At 64.1% G+C, this 22,652-nt stretch carries 20 protein-coding genes, 3 tRNA genes and 1 pseudogene; 5 read left to right on the top strand and 19 right to left on the bottom strand.

Annotated elements, in window-relative coordinates; all coding sequences use genetic code 11:
* Positions 1-47: 47 nt before the first annotated feature.
* The 10 genes from rpoB to Sa4125_RS11775 form a co-directional block, all read right to left on the bottom strand.
* On the bottom strand, positions 48-4,184 hold the full coding sequence (gene rpoB / locus Sa4125_RS11730) for a DNA-directed RNA polymerase subunit beta (protein ID WP_223998256.1): 4,137 nt from the start codon (positions 4,182-4,184) through the stop codon (positions 48-50).
* 360 nt (positions 4,185-4,544) lie between these two features.
* A complete protein-coding gene (gene rplL / locus Sa4125_RS11735) occupies positions 4,545-4,919 on the bottom strand; it encodes a 50S ribosomal protein L7/L12 (protein WP_223998257.1) in 375 nt (124 codons plus the stop codon).
* 48 nt (positions 4,920-4,967) lie between these two features.
* Positions 4,968-5,486 carry a 50S ribosomal protein L10 gene (gene rplJ / locus Sa4125_RS11740; protein WP_223998258.1) on the bottom strand — a complete coding sequence of 173 codons (519 nt, stop codon included), beginning with the start codon at positions 5,484-5,486 and terminating at the stop codon, positions 4,968-4,970.
* A gap of 387 nt (positions 5,487-5,873) precedes the next feature.
* Positions 5,874-6,575 carry a 50S ribosomal protein L1 gene (gene rplA, locus Sa4125_RS11745; protein WP_223998259.1) on the bottom strand — a complete coding sequence of 234 codons (702 nt, stop codon included), beginning with the start codon at positions 6,573-6,575 and terminating at the stop codon, positions 5,874-5,876.
* Between the two features lie 4 nt (positions 6,576-6,579).
* On the bottom strand, positions 6,580-7,008 hold the full coding sequence (rplK, locus tag Sa4125_RS11750; RefSeq protein ID WP_223998260.1) for a 50S ribosomal protein L11: 429 nt from the start codon (positions 7,006-7,008) through the stop codon (positions 6,580-6,582).
* Between the two features lie 200 nt (positions 7,009-7,208).
* A complete protein-coding gene (gene nusG, locus Sa4125_RS11755; RefSeq protein ID WP_223998261.1) occupies positions 7,209-7,739 on the bottom strand; it encodes a transcription termination/antitermination protein NusG in 531 nt (176 codons plus the stop codon).
* Positions 7,740-7,761: 22 nt separating this feature from the next.
* On the bottom strand, positions 7,762-7,962 hold the full coding sequence (secE, locus tag Sa4125_RS11760) for a preprotein translocase subunit SecE (protein ID WP_223998262.1): 201 nt from the start codon (positions 7,960-7,962) through the stop codon (positions 7,762-7,764).
* 202 nt (positions 7,963-8,164) lie between these two features.
* Positions 8,165-8,240: transfer RNA gene (locus tag Sa4125_RS11765), tRNA-Trp, on the bottom strand.
* 72 nt (positions 8,241-8,312) lie between these two features.
* On the bottom strand, positions 8,313-9,197 hold the full coding sequence (locus tag Sa4125_RS11770; RefSeq protein WP_223998263.1) for a 3-deoxy-manno-octulosonate cytidylyltransferase: 885 nt from the start codon (positions 9,195-9,197) through the stop codon (positions 8,313-8,315).
* A gap of 36 nt (positions 9,198-9,233) precedes the next feature.
* Positions 9,234-9,929: a glycosyltransferase gene (locus Sa4125_RS11775; protein ID WP_223998264.1), complete on the bottom strand. Its 696-nt coding sequence runs from the start codon at positions 9,927-9,929 to the stop codon at positions 9,234-9,236.
* 133 nt (positions 9,930-10,062) lie between these two features.
* Between Sa4125_RS11775 and Sa4125_RS11780 the strand changes: the two genes are divergently transcribed.
* The gene (locus Sa4125_RS11780) at positions 10,063-11,181 is read left to right on the top strand and encodes a hypothetical protein (RefSeq protein WP_223998265.1); all 1,119 of its coding nucleotides are present in this window, start codon (positions 10,063-10,065) and stop codon (positions 11,179-11,181) included.
* Between the two features lie 8 nt (positions 11,182-11,189).
* Complete coding sequence (locus tag Sa4125_RS11785; protein ID WP_223998266.1) at positions 11,190-11,924, top strand: hypothetical protein; 735 nt, start codon at positions 11,190-11,192, stop codon at positions 11,922-11,924.
* Positions 11,925-12,465: 541 nt separating this feature from the next.
* Here Sa4125_RS11785 and tuf read toward each other — a convergent pair.
* From tuf to Sa4125_RS11800, 3 genes are all read right to left on the bottom strand, one after another.
* Positions 12,466-13,641 (bottom strand): elongation factor Tu, encoded by a 1,176-nt coding sequence (tuf, locus tag Sa4125_RS11790; protein WP_223998253.1) that lies wholly within the window; start codon positions 13,639-13,641, stop codon positions 12,466-12,468.
* A gap of 125 nt (positions 13,642-13,766) precedes the next feature.
* Positions 13,767-13,840, bottom strand: a tRNA-Gly gene (locus tag Sa4125_RS11795).
* 59 nt (positions 13,841-13,899) lie between these two features.
* Positions 13,900-13,983: transfer RNA gene (locus Sa4125_RS11800), tRNA-Tyr, on the bottom strand.
* A 187-nt stretch (positions 13,984-14,170) separates the two neighbouring features.
* Between Sa4125_RS11800 and Sa4125_RS11805 the strand changes: the two genes are divergently transcribed.
* Positions 14,171-15,031, top strand: coding sequence for an RNA methyltransferase (locus Sa4125_RS11805; protein ID WP_223998267.1), 861 nt, complete (start codon positions 14,171-14,173; stop codon positions 15,029-15,031).
* Positions 15,032-15,198: 167 nt separating this feature from the next.
* Positions 15,199-15,882 (top strand): DUF1007 family protein, encoded by a 684-nt coding sequence (locus tag Sa4125_RS11810; RefSeq protein WP_223998268.1) that lies wholly within the window; start codon positions 15,199-15,201, stop codon positions 15,880-15,882.
* 18 nt (positions 15,883-15,900) lie between these two features.
* On the opposite strand, the gene Sa4125_RS11815 is transcribed toward Sa4125_RS11810, so the two are convergent.
* From Sa4125_RS11815 to Sa4125_RS11825, 3 genes and pseudogenes are all read right to left on the bottom strand, one after another.
* Positions 15,901-16,296, bottom strand: coding sequence for a Fur family transcriptional regulator (locus tag Sa4125_RS11815; RefSeq protein WP_223998269.1), 396 nt, complete (start codon positions 16,294-16,296; stop codon positions 15,901-15,903).
* Positions 16,293-17,114 carry a zinc ABC transporter permease subunit ZnuB gene (gene znuB, locus Sa4125_RS11820; RefSeq protein ID WP_223998270.1) on the bottom strand — a complete coding sequence of 274 codons (822 nt, stop codon included), beginning with the start codon at positions 17,112-17,114 and terminating at the stop codon, positions 16,293-16,295. Before znuB ends, Sa4125_RS11815 begins: the two co-directional genes overlap by 4 nt.
* A 124-nt stretch (positions 17,115-17,238) precedes the next feature.
* A pseudogene (locus Sa4125_RS11825) lies at positions 17,239-18,024 on the bottom strand (ATP-binding cassette domain-containing protein); the annotation flags it as partial.
* Positions 18,025-18,177: 153 nt separating this feature from the next.
* Between Sa4125_RS11825 and Sa4125_RS11830 the strand changes: the two are divergent.
* Positions 18,178-19,173, top strand: coding sequence for a zinc ABC transporter substrate-binding protein (locus tag Sa4125_RS11830; protein WP_223998272.1), 996 nt, complete (start codon positions 18,178-18,180; stop codon positions 19,171-19,173).
* Between the two features lie 305 nt (positions 19,174-19,478).
* Here the strand turns inward: Sa4125_RS11830 and Sa4125_RS11835 are convergent, their stop codons facing one another.
* The 3 genes from Sa4125_RS11835 to rirA all read right to left on the bottom strand — a co-directional run bounded on the left by Sa4125_RS11835 (position 19,479) and on the right by rirA (position 22,568).
* Positions 19,479-20,567 carry a hybrid-cluster NAD(P)-dependent oxidoreductase gene (locus Sa4125_RS11835; protein ID WP_223998273.1) on the bottom strand — a complete coding sequence of 363 codons (1,089 nt, stop codon included), beginning with the start codon at positions 20,565-20,567 and terminating at the stop codon, positions 19,479-19,481.
* 6 nt (positions 20,568-20,573) lie between these two features.
* Positions 20,574-21,815, bottom strand: a complete 1,242-nt coding sequence (locus tag Sa4125_RS11840) for an aromatic ring-hydroxylating dioxygenase subunit alpha (protein WP_223998274.1) — start codon at positions 21,813-21,815, stop codon at positions 20,574-20,576.
* Positions 21,816-22,124: 309 nt separating this feature from the next.
* Positions 22,125-22,568 carry an iron-responsive transcriptional regulator RirA gene (gene rirA, locus Sa4125_RS11845; RefSeq protein WP_223998275.1) on the bottom strand — a complete coding sequence of 148 codons (444 nt, stop codon included), beginning with the start codon at positions 22,566-22,568 and terminating at the stop codon, positions 22,125-22,127.
* Positions 22,569-22,652: the final 84 nt, after the last annotated feature.

Below are 22,652 nucleotides of genomic sequence, written 5' to 3' on the forward strand. Positions count from 1 at the left end.
GCCGGCATGGCCGCGGCTGTTGCCGCGACGCTTTGTCATGACGCGGCCTATTCGGCGGCGTTCGGCAGGGCGGTCTGCCCCGGCAGATCGATCGAGTTCGCCAGGTCGACGTCGAGACCGAGCGAGCGCATTTCCTTGACGAGCACGTTGAAGCTCTCGGGAATGCCCGACTCGAACGCGTCGTCGCCGCGCACGATCGACTCGTAGACCTTCGTGCGCCCGGCGACATCGTCGGACTTGACCGTCAGCATCTCCTGCAGCGTGTAGGCGGCGCCGTAAGCCTCGAGCGCCCAAACCTCCATCTCGCCGAAACGCTGTCCGCCGAACTGCGCCTTGCCGCCGAGAGGCTGCTGGGTGACCAGCGAGTACGGGCCGATCGAGCGGGCGTGGATCTTGTCGTCCACCAGATGGTGCAGCTTCAGCATGTAGATGTAGCCGACCGTCACCTGCCGATCGAAGGATTCGCCGGTACGACCGTCGTACAGCGTGACCTGGCCCGACCCCTTCAGGCCCGCCTTCTCCAGCATCTCGACGATATCGGCCTCGACCGCGCCGTCGAAGACGGGCGTGGCGATGGAGACGCCGCGCTTCATCTGCCTTGCCAGGGTCAGGACGGACTCGTCGTCGTAGTCCTTGACCTTCTCGTTGCGGTCGTTGTCGCCGAGCAGCGACGCGATCTCGTCGCGCAGCGGCCTGACGTCGAGCGACTTCTGGTAGGCCTCCAGCATGTCGCCGATCTTCCGGCCCATGCCGGCGCAGGCCCAGCCGAGATGCGTTTCGAGGATCTGTCCGACGTTCATCCGGCTCGGCACGCCGAGCGGGTTGAGCACGATGTCGACATGCGTGCCGTCCTCGTTGAACGGCATGTCCTCGACTGCAAGGATGCGCGAGACCACGCCCTTGTTGCCGTGGCGTCCCGCCATCTTGTCGCCGGGCTGGATCTTGCGCTTGACCGCGACGAAGACCTTGACCTGCTTCATGACGCCGGGCGGCAGTTCGTCGCCGCGCTGCACCTTCTCGACCTTGTCCATGAAGCGCCCTTCGAGCGTCTTCTTGGATTCGTCGTACTGGCCACGCAGGGCCTCGAGCTCGCCCTGCAGACGCTCGTCCTCGACGGCGAACATCCACCACTGCGACCGCGGGAATTCGCGCATCAGATCCGGATTGACCGTCGCGCCCTTCTTGAAGCCCTTCGGACCGGCCAGAGCGACCTGGCCGTCGAGCATGTCGATCAGACGGCCGTAGACGTTGCGGTCGAGGATCGCCTGCTCGTCGTCGCGATCCTTGGCGAGACGCTCGATCTCCTCGCGCTCGATCGCCATGGCGCGCTCGTCCTTCTCGACGCCATGACGGTTGAACACGCGCACCTCGACGACGGTGCCGTAGGTGCCGGGCGGCATGCGGTTCGAGGTGTCGCGAACGTCCGACGCCTTCTCGCCGAAGATGGCGCGCAGGAGCTTTTCTTCCGGCGTCATCGGGCTTTCGCCCTTCGGCGTGATCTTGCCGACGAGGATGTCGCCAGGGGCCACTTCCGCGCCGATATAGACGATGCCGGCCTCGTCGAGGTTCTTCAGCGCTTCTTCCGACACGTTCGGAATGTCGCGGGTGATTTCCTCAGGCCCGAGCTTGGTGTCGCGCGCCATGACCTCGAATTCCTCGATGTGGATCGAGGTGAAGACGTCGTCGGCGACGATGCGCTCGGAGAGGAGGATCGAATCCTCGTAGTTGTAGCCATTCCACGGCATGAACGCGACGAGCACGTTGCGGCCGAGGGCGAGATCGCCGAGATCGGTCGACGGACCGTCCGCGATGATGTCGCCCTTCTGCACCCGGTCACCGACGGAGACCAGCGGACGCTGGTTGATGCAGGTGTTCTGGTTCGAGCGCTGGAACTTCATCAGACGGTAGATGTCGACGCCCGTCTTGCCCATTTCCAGGTCTTCGGTGGCGCGAATGACGATACGCGTCGCGTCGACCTGGTCGACGACGCCGGTCCGCCGGGCGCCGATGGCGGCGCCCGAGTCACGGGCGACGATCGGCTCCATGCCGGTGCCGACGAACGGCGCTTCGGCCCGCACCAGCGGAACGGCCTGACGCTGCATGTTCGAGCCCATGAGGGCGCGGTTCGCGTCGTCGTTCTCGAGGAACGGGATCAGCGCCGCGGCAACCGAAACCAGCTGCTTCGGCGAGACGTCCATGAGATCGACATTGTCGCGCGGCGTCATGAAAACGTCGCCGGAATGGCGGCAGACGACGAACTCGCTCTCGAACGTCATGTCGTCGGTGATGACGGCATTGGCCTGCGCGACGTGGTGCTTGGCCTCTTCCATCGCCGAGAGATAGACGACGTCATGCGTGATCTTGCCGTCGATGACCTTCCGGTACGGGCTCTCGATGAAACCATACTTGTTGACGCGAGCAAACGTCGCCAACGAGTTGATAAGGCCGATGTTCGGGCCTTCCGGCGTCTCGATCGGGCAGATCCGGCCGTAATGCGTCGGATGAACGTCGCGGACCTCGAAGCCCGCGCGTTCGCGCGTCAGACCGCCGGGTCCAAGCGCCGAAAGACGACGCTTATGCGTGATTTCCGACAGCGGGTTCGTCTGATCCATGAACTGCGAGAGCTGCGAGGAACCGAAGAACTCGCGCACGGCGGCAGCCGCAGGCTTGGCGTTGATCAGGTCCTGCGGCATGACCGTGTCGATCTCGACCGAGGACATGCGCTCCTTGATGGCGCGCTCCATGCGGAGCAGGCCGACGCGGTACTGGTTCTCCATCAGCTCGCCGACCGAACGCACCCGGCGGTTGCCGAGATTGTCGATGTCGTCGATCTCGCCCTTGCCGTCGCGCAGATTCACCAGCGTCTTGACGACGGCCAGGATGTCCTCCTTGCGCAGCACGCGCACGGTGTCCTCGGCATTGACGTCGAGGCGCATGTTCATCTTCACGCGGCCGACGGCCGAGAGATCGTAGCGCTCACTGTCGAAGAACAGCGAGTTGAACATCGCCTCGGCAGTGTCCATGGTCGGCGGTTCGCCCGGACGCATGACGCGGTAGATGTCGAACAGCGCGTCCTGGCGGCTCTCGTTCTTGTCGATCGCGAGCGACGAGCGGATGTAGGCGCCGACCGTGACGTGGTCGATGTCGAGGACCTCGATGGTCTCGTGACCGGCGTCGATCAGAACCTTCAGCGTCTTCTCGTCGATCTCGTCGCCGGCTTCGAGATAGACCTCGCCGGTCTGGTAGTTGACGATGTCCCTGGCGAGATAGTTGCCCCAGAGATCCTCCTCCGTGGCGCGGAGCGCGACGACGCCCTTTTCCTTCATCTGCCGGGCCTGACGCGCCGTGACCTTCTGGCCGGCCTCGACCAGCACTTCGCCGGAATCGGCGTCGATGAGGTCGGTGACCGCCTTCTGGCCGCGCACGCGCTCGACCGAGAACGGAATCCGCCAGCCGTCGGAGTCCTTCTGGAACTCGACGATGTTGTAGAAGGTCGAGAGGATCTCCTCGCCATCCATGCCCAGCGCCATCAGGAGCGAGGTCACGGGGATCTTGCGGCGACGATCGATGCGCGCGAAGACCACGTCCTTGGCGTCGAACTCGATGTCGAGCCAGGAGCCGCGATAGGGGATGACGCGGGCAGCGAACAGCAGCTTGCCCGAGGAATGGCTCTTGCCCTTGTCATGATCGAAGAAGACGCCCGGCGAGCGGTGCATCTGCGAGACGATGACGCGCTCGGTGCCGTTGACGATGAAGGTGCCGTTCGACGTCATCAGGGGCATGTCGCCCATGTAGACGTCCTGCTCCTTGATGTCCTTGATGGACTTCGCCTGGGTGTCCGGGTCGATGTCGAACACGATGAGGCGGAGCGTCACCTTCAGCGGAGCGGCGAAGGTCATGTCGCGCTGGCGGCACTCGTCGACGTCGAACTTCGGCGCCTCGAACTCGTATTTGACGAATTCGAGCATCGACTGACCGGAGAAGTCGGAAATCGGGAAGACCGACTTGAAGACGGCCTGGAGGCCTTCGTCACCCCGCCCGCCTTCGGGCTCCTTGACCATGAGGAACTGATCGTAAGAAGCCTTCTGGACTTCGATCAGGTTGGGCATTTCGGCAACCTCGGGAATGGACCCGAAGAACTTGCGCACCCGCCTGCGACCGCTGAACGTCGTCGTCTGAGACATTGTCGCTCCTTCATTTCGACTGCGCCCCGTCGCCTGCCGGCCGGGGCTGAAACATCACTTCCCCTCTGGCGAGGGGGTCCCCGTGCAAATTTTCCCGCGATCGGGACTGCCGGGGGCATCGACTTCTTTCGGAGCTGCCCTCTCTAGACCTGAGAAGACCGCTAGCCCGGGTCTCCCGGCGACCGCTGACGGTCGCCGGGAGACCCGCGCACGGACACGACGCCCGCCCCTTTCCGCATCGCCGTGGCCATGCGAATACCCCTGGCGAGAACGCCTCGCTTCAGGAGCACGGAAAGCGGAACGGCAATCTGCCGTCCCGCCTTCCAGTTCTCATGCGCAAACGCGGGGCAAAGCCCGCGATTACTTGACTTCGACCGTCGCACCAGCCTTTTCGAGCTGGTCCTTGATCTTGGCAGCGTCGTCCTTGCTGACGCCTTCCTTGACCGGCTTCGGCGCGCCATCGACGAGGTCCTTGGCTTCCTTCAGGCCGAGGCCCGTGATCGCGCGGACTTCCTTGATGACGTTGATCTTCTGCGCGCCGGCAGAAGCGAGGATAACGTCGAACTCGGTCTTCTCCTCGACCGCCTCGGCAACCGCACCACCGCCCGAAGCGGCAGCTGCGACCGGAGCGGCGGCGGAGACGCCCCACTTTTCTTCCAGCATCTTCGACAGTTCAGCCGCCTCGAGGACGGTCAGGGTCGACAGGTCTTCAACGATCTTGGCCAGATCAGCCATGTGATATTCCTTTCAGGTTCGAACAAATGATGCAGCGAGGAACCAACCTCAGGCCGCCTCGTCCTTCTTGGCATAAGCTGCGAACACGCGAGCCAGCTGAGCAGCTGGCGCGGCGACGACGGCTGCGATGCGGGTTGCCGGGGTCTGAATCATGCCCACCAGCTTGCCGCGCAGTTCGTCGAGCGACGGCAGCGAGGCAAGTGCCCGCACGCCATCCGCATCGAGTGTGGTCTTTCCCATCGAGCCGCCGAGGATGACGAGCTTGTCGTTCCCCTTGGCGTAATCGTTGGCGACCTTCGGTGCCGCGATCGGATCGCTTGAGTAAGCGATCAGTGTCTGGCCTTCGAAAAGTCCAGCGATCGGTTCGGCATCCGTGCCTTGAAGAGCGATCTTGGCAAGACGGTTCTTCGCGACTTTGACGGTGGCTCCCTGTGCACGCATCTTGGAACGAAGATCGTTCATCTGCGCGACGGTGAGACCGACATAGCGAGCCACCACGACAGCACCCGAGGCCTTGAAGGTCTCGTGAAGCTCCGTGACGAACTCGAGCTTTTCCGCTCTTTCCACTGCCTCTCTCCAGTTAAGCGACCATTCGACGTGAACGATCGCCGGTTGCCTTTAGCCACCCGGACCACCCGGGCGACGCTCGAGGATCCTGTCCCCTTGGCTGATCGCGAATTCCCGGGGGAACGCGCGGGTGACACAAGGCATTCGGAGGTTCGAACCAAAAGACCGGGCTCATCGCCCGGGAAAATCGGAACATTCCCCGTCTACTGCAGGCTTGTCGATTAAGACCTCTCGGCTTGCGCCTCGAAGTCGCCTGAAGTCTCGGACAGGTTGGAGAGCCGAAGCCCTCCTGCACCGGAACCGAAGTCCCGGATTGCGGTATAGGCGACGGGCCTTGGCCCGCCACCACACATCTTCGTGCCCGATCGAAGACCGGGCCGAGAGGCGTTAGGCCGAGGCCTGGATGCTGGACAGCTCGACCTTGACGCCCGGTCCCATGGTCGAGGTGACCGAGATGCGCTGCAGGTAGTTGCCCTTGGCGCCAGCGGGCTTTGCCTTCTGGACGGCATCGGCGAAAGCGCGGATGTTCTCGGCCAGGGCGTCGAGCTCGAACGAGACCTTGCCGACGCCGGCATGCACGATGCCGGCCTTCTCGACGCGGAACTCGACAGCACCGCCCTTGGACGCCTTGACGGCAGCGGCGACATCGGGCGTGACCGTGCCGACGCGCGGGTTCGGCATCAGGCCGCGGGGACCGAGAACCTTGCCGAGACGACCGACGAGGCCCATCATGTCCGGGGTCGCGATGGCGCGATCGAAGTCGATATTGCCAGCCTGAACCTGCTCGACGAGATCTTCCGCGCCGACGATGTCGGCGCCGGCCGCACGGGCTTCCTCAGCCTTGTCGCCGCGCGCAAAGACGGCGACGCGCACGGTGCGGCCGGTGCCGTTCGGCAGGTTGACGACGCCGCGGACCATCTGGTCGGCGTGGCGGGGATCGACGCCGAGGTTCATCGCGATCTCGATGGTCTCGTCGAACTTGGCGGTTGCCCGCTCCTTCAGCATCGTCAGAGCCTCGGAGAGGCCGTAGAGCTTCTCGCGGTCGATACCGGTACGTGCGTTGGCGATACGCTTGCCAGCTTTTGCCATGGTCTCAGCCCACCACTTCCAGGCCCATGGAACGGGCCGAACCTTCGATCATCAGCATGGCCGAATCGATGTCGTTTGCGTTGAGGTCCTTGAGCTTGGCGGTCGCGATTTCGCGAACCTGCTCGCGCGTGACCGAGCCGGCGTTGATCTTGCCGGGCTCCTTGGAGCCGGCGGTGAGACCAGCGGCCTTCTTCAGGAAGAAGCTCACCGGAGCCGTCTTCATCACGAAGGTGAAGGACTTGTCGGCGTAGTAGGTGATCACGACGGGGACGGGAGAACCCTTCTCCATTTCCTGCGTCTGGGCGTTGAACGCCTTGCAGAATTCCATGATGTTGATGCCGCGCTGACCCAGCGCCGGACCGATCGGCGGGGACGGCGTCGCGGACGCCGCCTTGACCTGAAGCTTCAGCTGGCCTGCAATTTTTTTAGCCATTCGTTTCTGCCTTTTCGTTACGCCGCCTGCGATCGCCTAAAACGATGCTGGGACGGCGGGTCGCCCAGGGCGACACTATCGCAGTTGCGCGGTACGGCCCGTTCCGGCGGCTAAACCGGACCTACCTCCCGCACGGGTGATGGAGATGCGCCGCTCGCGCAGCGCCCAACGCCGCAGCAGCGGCACCAGGCCTCCTTCGATCAGACCTTTTCGACCTGACTGAATTCCAGATCCACCGGCGTCGCACGCCCGAAGATCGATACTTCCACCTTGAGGCGCGCCCGCTCCTGATCGACTTCCTGCACCGTACCGTTGAACGATGCGAAGGGGCCGTCGGAGACCCGGACCTGTTCCCCGATATCGAAGGAAACTGTCGTCTTGGGCCGCTCCACGCCTTCCTGAACCTGCATCAGGATCTGGCTGGCCTCGGTCTCGGAAATCGCCACCGGCCGATTGTCGGGACCGAGGAACCCGGTTACCTTCGGCGTGTTCTTGATCATCGAAAAGACTTCGTCGGTCAGCTCCGCCTTGACGAGAACATAACCGGGAAAGAACTTCCGCTCAGCATCGACCTTGCGGCCACGCCTGACCTCGACGACCTTCTCGGTCGGCACCAGGATCTTCTCGAACTTGTCGGACAGCCCCTTCTGCCGGGCCTGTTCCTCGATCGATTCGGCCACCTTCTTTTCAAAATTGGAATAGGCCTGAACGATGTACCAGCGAGCCGTCATGAAATTTCAATGTCTCCGAATGTCAGAAGCTCGCGCCTTGAATCAGGCTCATCGCATAGCCGAAAAAAAGGTCGGCCAGGAAAAAGAACACGGAGGCAAAGGCCACCATGACCAGCACCATGATCGTCGAAATGAACGTTTCGCGCCGCGACGGCCAGGTGACCTTCGCGGTCTCCGCGCGGACCTGCTGAATGAAGGCGAACGGACTGGTCTTGGAAGCCATGCAACGCTCACAACCATAGGCGCGTAGAGGCTGACCATCAGCCTCACGCGCCACTGTTTCAGATATTGTGCCTGATATATCCGCCCGACGACCGATTCACAAGCCCCGGCAAACGTCAAATGTTAATATCGGATATGTCAGCCGGTGCTTGATCCGGCGCTTGATCCGGAAGGCCACGATGCCGACGTCAGTCGGCGGGGCCTGGCAGGGGCAGCCGGGCTCGAACCGACGACCTGCGGTTTTGGAGACCGCCGCTCTACCAACTGAGCTATGCCCCTTCGCCTCGGCAAGACACCGCATAATGAACCCCGGAAGAATTGGCAAGGGTCTAAAGCGGAGCCTCTATCGGATCAGGTGGCTCCCGGACCGCTTTCCGTGCTGGCCCGCGCATCGGCCAGTTTCTGTTTGCGCGTCTTCGGCTTCAGGAGAAGGAGATTGCGGCGCAAAACACGCTGCCAGCGGGTAACCGAGAGAAGCCCGTCGATAGCGGTATCCGCCTCGTTCAGCCTTCCCGCCAGTACGTCGGACGCGACGAGGACGATGTCCTGCGCGGCAATCTCGGGAAAGCGCCTGGCGATTCGCGCCAGATCGCCTTCGGGAGCTTCGTCCCCGACGAGGCTGATCCGTCCGGTCTGGGCCAGGAGACGCTGGACGGTCTGCTCGAAGGTCCAATCGTGGATGCGAAACAGCTTCCAGTCCTGACTGCGCTGCCCCGAAAATCCCACCAGCGAAATCCTGCCGGGAAGCCGCTGCTCGGCCAGCCAGAGAGCGAGGGCGAAGCCGCTGCTGGGCAGCCGGCCCCGGGGGTAAAATCCCTCGAAGTGGCGCGATAGATCGAGGAAACCGGCCGCGCTGCCGGCGAACTCGTCGGCGCCGCTGAAGCGCTCGCTGGCTGCCGCCTTCAGGTTCAGGATGCCAGTAAAGCCAGGGGGCCGAAAATAACCGACGACCGTCTCCACCTCGCGGCGATAGACGATGTTCGCTCCGGCCTCGCTGCTGCGGGCGACCAGCAGCGCGGCACCGCCGAAGGGCGCGGAGAGAACCTTGTAGACCTTGTTGAAGAAGACGAAGAGCGCGCCCGGCCCGAACTGCGCGCAGAGCGCCGCCATGTCGACCTTGTCGCTGTTGGCGACCAGAACGATGTCGCCATATCCGGCGAAGAAGCTGGCCCAGCCGTCGGCATCCACCGGCAGCGCGGCGGCCGTCTTCGCCCTCGACTGCCCCGCCTCAGGCAAAGCCGCGCCGCCCGCGGAGGTCGGCCGGTTTCGGCTTCACGCGTCGCCGCGCTGCTGCACATGCAGCGTGCGGTCGCGCATGGCGAACCATTCGTCGGCATAGTCGTCGTTGCGATACTCGTCGAAATACGGACCGCCATCGGTGAAATGGATGTTCTTGGCAGCCGGATCGTGGTCGTATTCGTTCACCAGCCAGTTCCAGCTTGCGGGCAGCTCGCCGATCAGGTTGTCGTCACCCAGCCACTTGAACTGGTGCAGTTCGAGCCCGGTGGCGGTGTTGACATAGTCGGTCGTCAGCGCCTGGCATCTCGCGTTGTTGAACAACACGAAGCTCGACCAGTTCTTCTTTTCGTATTTGGTCTGCGTCTGTCCCAGAAACTTGGTCTCGACCTTGGGCTGGTAGTCGTGCTTGACGCACATCACCGCATAGCGGTCGTCGCGCAGGGCCCAGAGCTCGGCAATGTCGACGCGCATCAGCATGTCGCAGTCCATGAACAGGCTCCAGCCCTGAAAGCCGCTGAGCGCCGGAACGAGAAAGCGGGAGAAGGAAAATTCGGTCGTCTGCAGCGCATTGCGCTCGCGCGTGAACGTCTTTTCCAGGTGCGGCAGCACGATCGGCGTGAACGACACCGGCATCGAGGCGTGCTCGATCACACTCTGAGCGAGCACGTGGTAGGCGACGACCTCTTTGGAATCGAATCCGATGAAGACGCGGGCGGTATCGATGGTCAAGGTGACTTCTCCCCATGCATGCGCTGGACCGCTCCCGCATCGAGCCCGCCGGCGGGCGCCCTGTGCGTGCGGTCTGGAAGCACGTTACGCCGGCTGCGTGGTGTGCCGGCGAACGGCCGACTCATTAGGACAATTGGGAATTGGCCTCAAGCCGGTTTATCGGCTAGCAGAACGGGCCCAGCTGCGGTCGGCCACACGGGCCGAGCCGGCTTGGAGAAGCGAAGGACGGGACATGGATCAAACGGTCGCACCGACGCTGCCGGAAATCATCGCCGAGAAACGCCACTCCACATGGCACAAGTTTCGGATCTGGCTGAGGACGCGAAACGCCCTGCACAACGCGCGCTTCGGCGAAGATGCCTTTGCCGACTTCGAGGCTGGCGTCACCGGATCCTACCCCCGGGAAGGCGGCGGCGGCATCATCCTGGCGGCCTGCGACGATCTCTATTACTGGCGGTTCGCCATCACGCTGCTGTTGTCGATCGAGGATCAGGGCGAGCATCAGCAGGTGCACCTGCATCTGTGCCGTCCCAGCGCCGAGACGCTGCGCCACATCCGCGGCCTGCCAGCGTTGCTAAACCACGTCGAGCTTACCTGGACAGCGGATGAATGCCGGTTGGCGGAACGGCTGCAGTTTCGGACGGTCTATCTCGCCTCGGCGCGTTTTCTGATCGCCGCGGTGGTGATGCGCGAGGCCAAGGCGCCGATCCTCTGCATCGATGTGGATGCCATCGCCGTCAAGCCGGTCTGGCCGGCCTATGCCGAGGTCCAGCAGCGCGGCGATGCGGTTTTGATCCAGCGAACGGAAGAACGCAGCGTCAGCCGCCGGCTTCGCGCCGGCGCGGTCGGCTTCAACCCGACGCCGGCAGGACAGCGCTATGTCTCCGCCGTCGGGCGTTCGATCACCTCGATCTTCGCCATTCGGCCGCGGTACCACCTGGATCAGATCGTCCTCTACTACCTCATGAGGGACATGAAGAAACGGGAACAACTGAGCGTCGCAGATATGCCGGGGCCCCTTTCCGACTTCGATTTCACGTCGGATGCGGTCATCTGGATGGCCAAGGGCTGGGCGGTGAAGAACTCCGACCAGTATGGCGATGCCAAGCGGGCCGTCGATGCTCGCTTTCCCCAAGTGACGCAGTCCCCCTTCCCCACGGACGCCCCTATCGGCTTGTCGGATCCGGGCTCGCATGTCAGAAGCGACGGCCGATCCACTCCCCCGGAACCGCGTATCTACAGCACGAAATGACGCAACCCATGCTCCATCACGACAACGAGCCTTTGCCGGGACCCTTGTCGACGGCGTCCCATGTCGGGGAAGAGAAGCTCTTTGCGAAAGACCGGTTCATCGCCCGGCATAGCCGCTTTCTCGATCGGCTCGGCATCCGCGATCAGCCCTGGCTGATCTTCGGCTCCGCCCCGGAGCCGACGGTACCGGACGCCCTGCGCGAAGGCTATGCGCGGATCGACATCAACAATGCCGGTCGATCGGCAGCCCTCCTCGGTCTTGGGTGCGCCGACCTCACCATCCGGGCCAAGAAGAAGTCGTGGCAGGAGCACCCGCATCTCGACACGCGGGGGCTGCTGTGGATCCATACCGCGCCGGAGATTTTCCTTCGGATGCTCCTCCTGCCCAAGCCGTACGACCATATCGGCTGCATCGCTGCCCTGCGCCGGCGCGACCGGGAAGCCGTGGTCACCCATGTCAGTGGTGCCTCGGTCGAGGCGATCGGCGATCTCGGCAAGGTAACGAACGGCGTGGCGGCGATCTGCTACGGCCTGCTTCTGGGCGTGCCGAAAATCGTCGTTGCCGGCGTGTCACTGTCCAAGGTCGGCCATTCCTACGACGATCTCGGCCGCGTCCGCCGCCAGACGGATGAAGACAGCTTCATTCTCGACAGGTTGAAGGACCATCCTCGACTGTTCACGACCGAAGCAGACCTTGCACGCGACAGCGGTCTTCGGCTTTGGGATGCTGAAGGCGCAGGCTGAGGATCGACGCCGCCTCAGGGCTCAAGACGAGCGCCGCAGACATTTCGTCCGGCAGACAAGGGTGCAGTCCGCCTCCACGTTTGCCTCCTGCCGGGTGGAGAGCCAAAGCGTGACTCCGAACCCGAGCTAGTCGAGATCGTCGCAAGCGACGAGCACGACTCCTTCGCACTCCATCATGGATACTTGCCCAGATGCGCCGCCGGGAGACCGTTGCGGTATCTGCGCCGGGCAGGCCGGGCGAAACGGAACCAGGTGCGGTGCAGCACTCACGCGCAGACCACCACGAGTACCTTTTTGCGTCACACCTCTTTCGGCGACCGTCGGCCCTCCAGGCGGCGACGTGCTCTCATCTGGCGGTTCTGGCATCCGATTTTCGACGCCGCAACATACCGCCTCACGAAAACTGCCTGGGCTTCAGAGAGGCCTCACAGTTTCTCGCAGTGACAAAAAAAAAACGGGCCCCGAAGGGCCCGTCTGGAACTTCATCAAACGGAACGGGGAAGCCCGGTCCTCATAGGAAGGGCCGCCCCCGATCTTCCAGCTACTCGAGGATCGACGACACGATGCCGGCGCCGACGGTGCGGCCGCCTTCGCGGATGGCGAAGCGCAGCTTGTCTTCCATCGCGATCGGCACGATCAGCTTGACGTCCATGGTGACGTTGTCGCCGGGCATGACCATCTCGGTGCCCTCGGGCAGCGTCACGACGCCGGTCACGTCCGTCGTGCGGAAGTAGAACTGCGGGCGGTAGTTGGTGAAGAACGGCGTGTGACGGCCACCCTCCTCCTTCGTCAGGATGTAGGCCTCGGCCATGAAGCGCGTGTGCGGCTTCACCGTGCCGGGCTTGCACAGCACCTGGCCGCGCTCGACGCCCTCGCGGTCGACGCCGCGAACGAGCGCGCCGATGTTGTCGCCGGCCTGGCCCTGGTCGAGCAGCTTGCGGAACATCTCGACGCCGGTCACCGTCGTCTTCTTGGTGTCGCGGATGCCGACGATCTCGACTTCCTCGCCGACCTTGACGATGCCACGCTCGACGCGGCCGGTGACGACCGTGCCGCGGCCCGAGATCGAGAACACGTCCTCGATCGGCATCAGGAAGGGCATGTTGATCGGACGCTCAGGCGTCGGGATGTACTCGTCGACGGCGGCCATCAGGGCGCGAACGGCGTCTTCGCCGATGGTCTTGTTGGAGTCTTCGAGCGCGGCCAGCGCCGAACCCTTGACGATCGGGATGTCGTCGCCGGGATATTCGTACATCGACAGCAGTTCGCGAACTTCGAGTTCGACGAGCTCGAGCAGCTCCTCGTCGTCGACCTGGTCGACCTTGTTCAGGAACACCACGATCGCCGGCACGCCGACCTGGCGGGCGAGCAGGATGTGCTCGCGGGTCTGCGGCATCGGGCCGTCGGCAGCCGAACAGACCAGGATCGCGCCGTCCATCTGGGCGGCACCGGTGATCATGTTCTTGACGTAGTCGGCATGGCCCGGGCAATCGACGTGGGCATAGTGACGGGCCGGCGTCTCGTACTCGACGTGCGCCGTCGAGATCGTGATGCCGCGTGCCTTCTCTTCCGGCGCCGCGTCGATCTGGTCGTAGCGCTTGTACTCGCCGAAGTACTTCGTGATCGCCGCCGTCAGGCTCGTCTTGCCGTGGTCGACGTGACCGATCGTGCCGATGTTCACATGCGGCTTGTTGCGCTCGAATTTGCTCTTGGCCATTCCGGGGTACCCTTGAAGAACATTTGCGAATGAGGCCGCGACATAGAGACTTGGCCGGGGAAACACAAGCGCCCGCGTCAAAACACGGGTGGCGTTGTCCAACTATCGCGTCGGGATGAGAGGGCTGGAGCGGGTAGCGGGAATCGAACCCGCATATTCAGCTTGGAAGGCTGCTGCTCTACCACTGAGCTATACCCGCATGCCAGATCCGGCGAGATAACGCCGGCATTCGAGATCCGGCGGGCAGCCGGCAGGTTATGGTGGAGGGAGTTGGATTTGAACCAACGTAGGCGAACCAACGGATTTACAGTCCGTCCCCTTTAACCACTCGGGCATCCCTCCATAACCGCTGCCGAAAGACAAGCCCCAGCACCGATCGAAAGACGCGGTTCGAGCTGCCGAAGCAGCTCCGTCTTCCGGGCGGCGTTATGCAGAGCCTTCCCCCCGCTGTCAATCGCTGCCGCAGCAGAAGCCTGAGATGGTGCGCGAATAAGATTGAGCCGGGGCACCGCCTTCGATAGACAGGCGCATGACCAAAGATCACAAGAGCCACACGCCCAAGGACAGTCACTACGCCACGCTGCGTCGCAGTTTTCGCGATGCCAAGGCGGGCGGCAAGCCGGAATCGGGTGGCAAGCCTGTCGCACCGGCGCGCCCTTCCCATCCCGGCCGCCCCGGCCCGGAAGACAGGGTGCGCCTGTACGGGCTGCACACCGTTGCCGCGGCGCTCGGCAACCCGAACCGCAAGCTGCACCGCCTGCTCGTCACCCGCAACGCGCTGACCCGCCTCGAACTGGCCGACGAGGATGCCCCCTGCCCGATGGAGATCGTCGAGCCCCGCGCGCTCGACGTCGAGCTCGGCAGTGATGCCGTGCACCAGGGCGTGATGCTGGAAGCCGACCCGCTGGCCGGCCACGCGCTCGCCGACCTCGGCGATTCGGTGCTCGTCCTCGTCCTTGATCAGGTCACCGATCCTCACAATGTCGGCGCCATCCTGCGCTCGGCGGCGGCCTTCGGCGCTGGCGCCATCGTCACGACGTCGCGCCATTCGCCGCAGGAGTCAGGCGTTCTCGCCAAGGCCGCCTCAGGGGCGCTGGAGCTCGTTCCCTACATCCAGGTGGTCAATCTCGCGGACGCGCTCGGAACCCTCGCCAAGCGCGGCTACCAGACCGTCGGGCTCGATTCGGATGGCGGCACGGCGCTGGAGACCGCCTTTGCCGGCGAAAAGATCGCGCTGGTCCTCGGCGCCGAGGGCAAGGGGCTGAGGCAGAAGACGCGCGACACGGTCGACGTGCTGGCGCGGCTCGAGGTTCCCGGCGAGATCCGGTCGCTGAACGTGTCCAACGCCGCTGCCGTATCCCTCTACGCTGCCCGGCGCTTTCTCGCCTGAGGCTTAGGCTCCAGACGGCGCAGGCGCATCTCTGTGCCTCGACCAGGGCGTTGCGCGAACCTGGTCCGGCGCGGCGCTGCGGTCGTCGTGGTGGCGCCTTATCCCACGTGCCCGTAATTTTGCCATGCTGGCGAGGTCGGACAACGGCGACACCGCGGAGAAGCAGCATGCGCTCACATCAGCGACAGATTGCAGCATGCCTGATGGCGGCGAGCTTCTTTCTCGGCTCCCCCCTGCCGGCGCACGCTCATCCGCATGTCTTCGTCAGCGCGACGATGACGGTCAGCGCGACCCCCGAGGGAGACCTTCTGGCTGTGCACAACAGCTGGTGGATGGACGAGTTGTTCTCCTCGAGCGTCGTCGTCGACTTCGACGAGAACGCCAACGGCAGGCTCGATCCGGAGGAGCTCTCCGCCGTCGGCAAGCAGGTCGGCACGTCGATCAAGGAATGGTCCTACTACACCTTCGTGCGCCAGGGCGCCGGCGACGTTGCGCTGGCGGCGCCCGCGGCGCTCGACGTGGTCTTCGACGCCAAGCGCGGGCAGCTGCAATTCTCTTTCCAGATGAAGCCGGAAAAGCCGCTGAGGCTGAAGGGGCAGACCACCACCTTCTCCAATTTCGACGATACCTATTTTGTCGCCTTCGACTTCGCCGAGACCGGCGCATTCGTGACGAAGGACCTGCCGAGCGGCTGCAAGAGCGGCGAGTCGGCCCCCTCGCCGGACGAGGCGGCGAAATCCTGGATGGCGACCATCGCGGGTCTGGGACCGGGCGACACCGTGCCGGAGGATGGAATCAAGTTCTCCGAGGTCCTGTCGACGAAGTTCACTCTCGACTGCAGCAAAGACTGATCGCCCCCGACGCGGCCGTCAGGCGGCGCAGGTGGCGCAGATGCCCTTGATTTCGATCGTCGTCTTCGACGGCGTGAACCGGTTGCCGTGCGCCCAGCCTGTGAGCCGCGCCTCGACGCCCTCGTCTGAGAATTCCGAGACATTGCCGCACTTCTCGCAGATGGCGAAGGCCATCATCGAGGAGGCATGGCAATGCGGGTGGGCGCAGGCGACGAAGGCGTTGAGGCTTTCGAGCCGGTGCACGAGCCCGAAAGACAGCAGCTTGTCGAGCGCCCGGTAGACCTGGAGCGGTGCCCTGAGGCCGTCGTCGCGCAGGGTGTCGAGAATGGTGTAGGCGCTCAACGGCCCCTCGGCCTTTTCGAGGGCGCCGAGCACGAGGTTCTGGTTCTTTGTGAGCGTGGGCGTCATGGTCATCTGGCCTTCGACGGTCGGCCGTTCTCGGCCGGGGATAGTTTGAACGGCACGAGGCTGAGAAGAAAGAGCGCGAGTGACGCGACGACGATCGACGGGCCCGATGGCGTGTCGAATTCCAGCGAGCCGAACAGCCCGCCCGCGGCCGACAGCGCGCCGAGGAGCGCGGCGATCACCGCCATGCGCTCGGGCGTCGCGGCAAAGCGCCGGGCGGTCGCCGCCGGGATGATCAGCATGGCGGTGATGAGAAGGATGCCGACGATCTTCATGGCGATGGCGATGACGAGCGCCATCAGGAGCATGAAGACCAGCCGCGAGCGCTCGGGCCGCATGCCTTCGGCCTCGGCGATCTCCGGGCTGACGGTCGCCGCCAGCAGCGGCCGCCACAAGAAGGCGAGCACGGCGAGGACGATTGCCCCGCCGGCATAGATGGCGACGAGGTCGGTCTTCGAGACGGCGAGGATGTCGCCGAACAGAAAGCCCATCAGGTCGATCCGCACCCAGGTCATGAAGGCCACCATCACCAGCCCCAGCGCGAGCGTCGCATGCGACAGGATGCCGAGGAGCGCATCGGTCGAAAGCGTGCCTTTGCGCTGCAGGAAGATTAACGCCAGCGACACCAGCGCCGCGACGACGAAGACGCCGATCATCATGTCGATCTGGAGAACCAGCGACAGGGCAATCCCCAGGAGGGCCGAGTGCGCCATGGTGTCGCCGAAATAGGCCATGCGCCGCCAGACGACGAAGCAGCCAAGCGGCCCCGTCGTCAGGGCAAGGCCGATGCCGGCGAGGATGGCGCGGACGAAGAAGTCATCCAGCATGGACGTGGCTCCCGGCCGCTGGTGCTCTGCGCTGGCTCACCGTCTCCCCTGGAGGCGGCGGCTCGTTCGATGCCGCGACGTCTGCCGGGCGGCCGCCATGATCCTCATGATGATGGGAATGATCGTGATGGCCGTCGCCGGCATGGCAGTGGTCGGTCAGCGTGCCGTCGGCGTGCTCCACCCGGCCGTCCGGGAGATGGGTATGGTCGTGGTGGTGACGGTAGACCGCCAGCGTCCCCGCCGCCCGGGCGCCGAACAGCTTCAGGTATTCCGGGCTGGCAGCGACCTTTTCGGGCGTCCCGCGGCAGCAGACATGGCCGTTCAGGCACACCACCGTGTCGGTCTGCGCCATGACCACATGAAGGTCGTGCGAGATGAGCAGAACCCCGCAGCCGGTGCGGTCGCGGATGTCGCCGATGAGTTCGTAGAGCTGCGTCTCGCCGGTGTAGTCGACGCCCTGCACCGGTTCGTCGAGGACGAGAAGATCCGGCTTGCGCGCCAGGGCCCGGGCCAGCAGCGCCCGCTGGAACTCGCCGCCGGAGAGATGCTGCACCTCGGCCTTCTTGAGATGCGCGATCCCGACGCTGCCGAGCGCAGCGTCGATCTCGGCGGGCCGGAGCCGACCCGTCAAAGACATCAGCCGCTCGACCGTCAGCGGCAGGGTCCAGTCGATCGCCAGCTTCTGCGGGACGTAGCCGACGGCGAGCCCCGGTCTGCGCACGGCGCTGCCCTCGTCCGGCTTCATCAGGCCGATCGCCATCTTGGCCGTCGTGCTCTTGCCCGAGCCGTTGGGCCCGATCAGCGTGACGATCTCGCCGCGGCGTACGCCGAGGTCGACGCCCCGCACGAGCCAGCGGCCGGACCGGCTGATGCCGGCGCCGGCCAGGTTGAGGAGAAGATCTGCGGTCACCCGGGCACCTGTGGGGGAAGAGAGGTCTGTCGTCAGTCCACGGACGGTCGATGCTCGAAACACGCCTGCCGGGCTTGCGCTGCAATATCGCAAACGTTATAGCATGACGCAAGGTGCCGTAATATCATTACATATGACATCGGAGAAAGTGCCATGAAAACCCTAATCGCCCTGTCGACGACCGCCGCCTTGCTGGGCGCCTCCCTTCCCGCTCTGGCGGCGCCGGACGTGGTCGTGTCGATCAAGCCGATCCATTCGCTGGTTGCGGCCGTCATGCAAGGTGTCGGCGAGCCGAAACTGATCATCGATGGCGCGGCCTCGCCCCACACCTATACGATGAAGCCGTCCAACGCCGCCGATCTCGAAGCGGCCGACATCGTCTTCTGGGCCGGCGACGGACTCGAGGCTTTTCTGAAGAAACCGATCGAGACGCTGGGCGCCAAGGCGAAGTCGGTCGAACTCGTCGACGCACCCGGCCTGATCCAGCTGAAGTTCCGCGAGGGCGGCGCTTTCGACGCACACGATCACGGGCACGAACATCACGAGGGCGAAGAAGGGGCCGACCATGCCGCCGCGGAGCACGACCACGCGGCGCACGCGGACGGTGATCACGAGGATCATCACGGCGGCGTCGACATGCACTTCTGGCTCGACCCCGAGAATGCAAAGGCCATGGTCGCGATGATCGAAAAGACCCTCGCCGACGCCGATCCGGCCGATGCCGCACGCTACGCCGAGAACGCCGCGGCGCTCGGCGCACGGCTGGACACGCTGACGGCGACGACGAAGGCGGCGCTCGCGCCGGTCGGCGGGAAGCCCTTCATCGTCTTCCACGATGCCTATCAGTACTATGAAAACCGCTTCGGCGTCGTGGCCGCAGGCTCCATCACGGTCAGCCCCGAGACTCTTCCGGGCGTTCAGCGCATTTCCGAGATGCAGGCCAAGGTCCGCGACCTCGGCGCGACCTGCGTCTTTGCCGAGCCGCAGTTCGAGCCGAAGCTCGTGACCGTGGTCACCGAAGGCAGCGATGCCCGGACGGGCATTCTCGATCCCGAAGGCGCATCGCTCGACAAGGGGCCGGACCTGTATTTCCAGCTGATCGACGGAATTACCGCGTCACTGAAGGAATGCCTTTCGCCGCAGGGCTGATGGTCTAAAGCCCAGCTGAATGCTCAGAGCGAGCTACGTCCCTCGATCGTAGTCATCCTTGGGCTTGTCCCGAGGACCCATGCCGACGCGCCGGCCTTACGCGGCGCGGTGGACAAGAGCGAGACTTGACCTCGAAGGGGCAACTGAACACGCGCGGCATGGGTTCTCGGGACAAGCCCGAGAATGACTAATCTGCCGGGTTTGCGGGGCTTTAGAGATCGCTTGCACCCAAGCGAGCGATAATCCATCGGCAGATTTCCCCTGACGCCCAGATCGACGGACCGGCAATCAAGCCGACCGCCAGATCAGGCCTCGACTTCGACGCGTCCGATCGGCTTGGAGCAGCAGGCGAGGATGTAGCCCTCCTCGACCTCGTCGTCTCGGATGCCGCCATTGTGCACCATGTGCACCTCACCGGAGATCTTCTTCGTCTTGCAGGTGCCGCAGACGCCGAACTGGCAGGCGCTCGGGATGTTCAGCCCGAGACCCTTGGCGACCTGGAGGATCGTATCGGTCTCGGTGCAGGCGGCCTCGAGCCCCGATGTGGCGAAGACGACGCGCGCGCCCTTCCCTTCCTCCGGGATGACATCCTCCGCGCCGACGGGCCCCAGCTCCTCGGCGAGCGGCGCCGAGAAGCTCTCCTCGTGATAGTGTGTCATGTCGAAGCCCGCGGCATTCAGAATGTCGCGCACCGCCTGCATGAACACGGCAGGCCCGCAGCAGAAGATCTCGCGCTCGTGATAGTCCGAGGCGATGAGTTCCAGCATCAGGCTGTTGATGCGGCCCTTGTAACCCGTCCAGGCGTCGAATGGGTCGGCCCGCTCGACGATCCAGGCGAGATCGATGTCGTTGACGCGCGCCGCCATCCGCTCGAGTTCCGCCCGGAAGATGATGTCGCTCGGGCTGCGGGCACAATGGATGAACTTGATGTCGGTATGGCGGGCATAGTCGTAGAGCCAGCGCGTCATCGACATCATCGGCGTGATGCCGGATCCGGCCGAGATGAAGAGATAGCGATCGGCCGGGTGGTTGTGGAAGGTGAAGATGCCGGCCGGGCCATAAGCCTTCAGCCGCACGCCCTCGCGCACATTGTCGAACATCCAGCGACTGGCCATGCTGCCAGCCTGCGCCTTCACCGTCACCGTCACCGACAGCGGCCGCGACGGGCTGGAGGACAGCGTGTAGGTCCGCAGCATGGGGCCGCCGGGCATCGGCAATTCCAGCGTGATGAACTGGCCCGGATGGTAGCGGAACCAGGATTCATCCGGGGTCTGGAACGAGAACGTCATGACATCCCGGGTCTCCGGCAGCACCGCGACGCATTCGAGTACCTGGACCTGGTCGTTCCAGGGACGCATCTCATCGAGATGCTTGTGTCGTGGTGCAGATGTCATGATGGATCAGGCAACCTTCAGATGCGGCACGCTCGCACCCTTGAGGCGCGTCTCCATGAAGTTGCAGTACCAGTCGACGAACTGCAGCACGCCGCCTTCATGCACCGGCGAGTAGGGTCCGGGCACGTAGGCCGGCGAATTGATGCCGAACTGGTTCTCCTCGATGATCCGGCGATCCTGGTCGTTGGTGGCGATCCAGACCTTCGTCAGTTCGTCGATCGAATAGTCGACGCCTTCCACCGCATCCTTGTGGACGAGCCATTTCGTGGTGACCTGCGTCAGGTTCGGGCCGAGCGGCAGAACGCGGAAGGACGAGGCGTGGTCGCCGAGAATGTGGTTCCAGGTGGTCGGGTAGTGGAAGAGCAGCATGGTGCCGATCTGCGGCGTCAGCACGTTCGGCGACAGCGGCCTCTTCGAGGCAGCCTTGCCCGACATGGTGAAGCTGACGGCATCGCGCAGCAGCGGCATGCGCGCGGCGCGGAACTGGCCGTCGGGCGAGATCTGGAACTTGCTGGGCAGGCCGGCGGCCTCGCAGCGCTGCCAGTGCTCGGCGATCTCCGGCTCGTCCATGGCGTCGACGCCGGTCACCCCCGGCGCTTCCGGGAAAGTGCGGCAGAGCTCGGGATGGCTGCCCGCGCAGTGGTAGCACTCGCGGTTGTTCTCCCAGGTGAGCTTCCAGTTGCCCTTCTCGACGATCGTCATCTCGAAAGCGACCTTCGTCTCCGACAGTGTGTGCGGAGCGAAATAGGGCTCCACCATGGCCCGGACCGGGGCGAAGTCCGGCGCGTATTCCGACAGGTTGATGAAGATGTAGCCGCCGACCGTCTCGCAGTGGACGGGCTTCAGCCCGAACTCTGTCGGCTTGAAATCGGCGCCCATGTCGCGGGCAAACAGCAGCCGGCCGTCGAGTTCGTAGGTCCACTGGTGATAGGGACAGACGAGCTTTGCCGCCGTGCCCTTCTCGGCCGAGCAGATGCGCGAGCCGCGATGGCGGCAGGCGTTGTGGAAGGCGCGGACATTCTTCTGCGCATCGCGCACGATCAGCACGGGATAGGCGCCGACCTGGACTGTCATGTAGCTGCCAGGCTTCGGCAGTTCGCAGTCGTGGCCCATGAACAGCCAGTCGCGGTACCAAATCGTGTCGAGATCGACCTGATAGTAGTCCGGGTCGCTGTAGAACGCCTGCTCGAGGCTGTAGCCGGGCTTGCGCTGCTGGAGTTTCGCCAGCATCTCATCGCGAACGTTCATGCCAATCTCCGCATCGCCAGTGGCGTCCAACCCTGCCGGCCATCCCGATCACGCATCCCGCGCCAGACCGATTTATCGAAAGGTCACAGAGTGTTGCGGCGATCGATGGGCAACCGGGCATTCCATATCGACTCACAGGCGCAGCGCCTCTGGACGACCCCCGCAATCACAGCACCGCACCGCACATTCTGGAGCCGGTAAAAGCGACAGCGACGTCGCTGTCTACGACATTGACCGACGCTCGAGGAATAAACCCGTCTTGGCGGCGAAAATGCGTCTGCGGATGAGATGCTGCGGGAAAGATGACGCTCAGGCGACCTCGGCGAGCCCCAGGCGCTGACGCATGACCGACTTCTGGCCCGACAGGTCGGCGATAGTGTAGCTCCCGAGAACGCCGAGAAAGGCGTCGAGCGCCGCATGGAGCGCCGCATTGAGGGCGCAGCTGTCGATCAGGGGGCAATCCGTCGCGCCCGTCTCGAAGCACTCCGCCATCGCAAAGCTCTCTTCCGTCACGCTGACGACGTCGCGCAACGTGATCTGGTCCGCGGGCTTGGCGAGCCGGATGCCGCCATTGCGACCCCGGACCGTCTCGACCATGCCGGCCATGACCAGCGGCTGCAGAATCTTGAAAAGGAAGAGTTCGGACAATGCATAGGCCGCGGCGATATCGCCGACACGGCTCAGCTTGTCAGGATTGACAGCGCAGTACATCAGCATCCGGACGGCATGGTTTGTCTGACGCGTCAGTCGCATGGTCATCTTTCCCAAGGTTCTCGCGGAAGGCACCGGAAAAGGTGACTCCCGCGCACACCTTAGAAGAATTCCAAATTAAATGAA

Source organism: Aureimonas sp. SA4125 (assembly GCF_019973775.1).
Classification (GTDB): domain Bacteria; phylum Pseudomonadota; class Alphaproteobacteria; order Rhizobiales; family Rhizobiaceae; genus Plantimonas.

Bases quoted from the DNA above. Each gene is read 5' to 3' on its own strand.
- rpoB (WP_223998256.1), bottom strand. From the start codon at position 4,184: ATGTCTCAGACGACGACGTTCAGCGGTCGCAGGCGGGTGCGCAAGTTC.
- rplL (WP_223998257.1), bottom strand. From the start codon at position 4,919: ATGGCTGATCTGGCCAAGATCGTTGAAGACCTGTCGACCCTGACCGTC.
- rplA (WP_223998259.1), bottom strand. From the start codon at position 6,575: ATGGCAAAAGCTGGCAAGCGTATCGCCAACGCACGTACCGGTATCGAC.
- rplK (WP_223998260.1), bottom strand. From the start codon at position 7,008: ATGGCTAAAAAAATTGCAGGCCAGCTGAAGCTTCAGGTCAAGGCGGCG.
- nusG (WP_223998261.1), bottom strand. From the start codon at position 7,739: ATGACGGCTCGCTGGTACATCGTTCAGGCCTATTCCAATTTTGAAAAG.
- secE (WP_223998262.1), bottom strand. From the start codon at position 7,962: ATGGCTTCCAAGACCAGTCCGTTCGCCTTCATTCAGCAGGTCCGCGCG.
- Sa4125_RS11785 (WP_223998266.1), top strand. From the start codon at position 11,190: ATGCTCCATCACGACAACGAGCCTTTGCCGGGACCCTTGTCGACGGCG.
- tuf (WP_223998253.1), bottom strand. From the start codon at position 13,641: ATGGCCAAGAGCAAATTCGAGCGCAACAAGCCGCATGTGAACATCGGC.
- Sa4125_RS11805 (WP_223998267.1), top strand. From the start codon at position 14,171: ATGACCAAAGATCACAAGAGCCACACGCCCAAGGACAGTCACTACGCC.
- Sa4125_RS11810 (WP_223998268.1), top strand. From the start codon at position 15,199: ATGCGCTCACATCAGCGACAGATTGCAGCATGCCTGATGGCGGCGAGC.
- Sa4125_RS11815 (WP_223998269.1), bottom strand. From the start codon at position 16,296: ATGACCATGACGCCCACGCTCACAAAGAACCAGAACCTCGTGCTCGGC.
- znuB (WP_223998270.1), bottom strand. From the start codon at position 17,114: ATGCTGGATGACTTCTTCGTCCGCGCCATCCTCGCCGGCATCGGCCTT.
- Sa4125_RS11830 (WP_223998272.1), top strand. From the start codon at position 18,178: ATGAAAACCCTAATCGCCCTGTCGACGACCGCCGCCTTGCTGGGCGCC.
- Sa4125_RS11835 (WP_223998273.1), bottom strand. From the start codon at position 20,567: ATGACATCTGCACCACGACACAAGCATCTCGATGAGATGCGTCCCTGG.
- Sa4125_RS11840 (WP_223998274.1), bottom strand. From the start codon at position 21,815: ATGAACGTTCGCGATGAGATGCTGGCGAAACTCCAGCAGCGCAAGCCC.
- rirA (WP_223998275.1), bottom strand. From the start codon at position 22,568: ATGCGACTGACGCGTCAGACAAACCATGCCGTCCGGATGCTGATGTAC.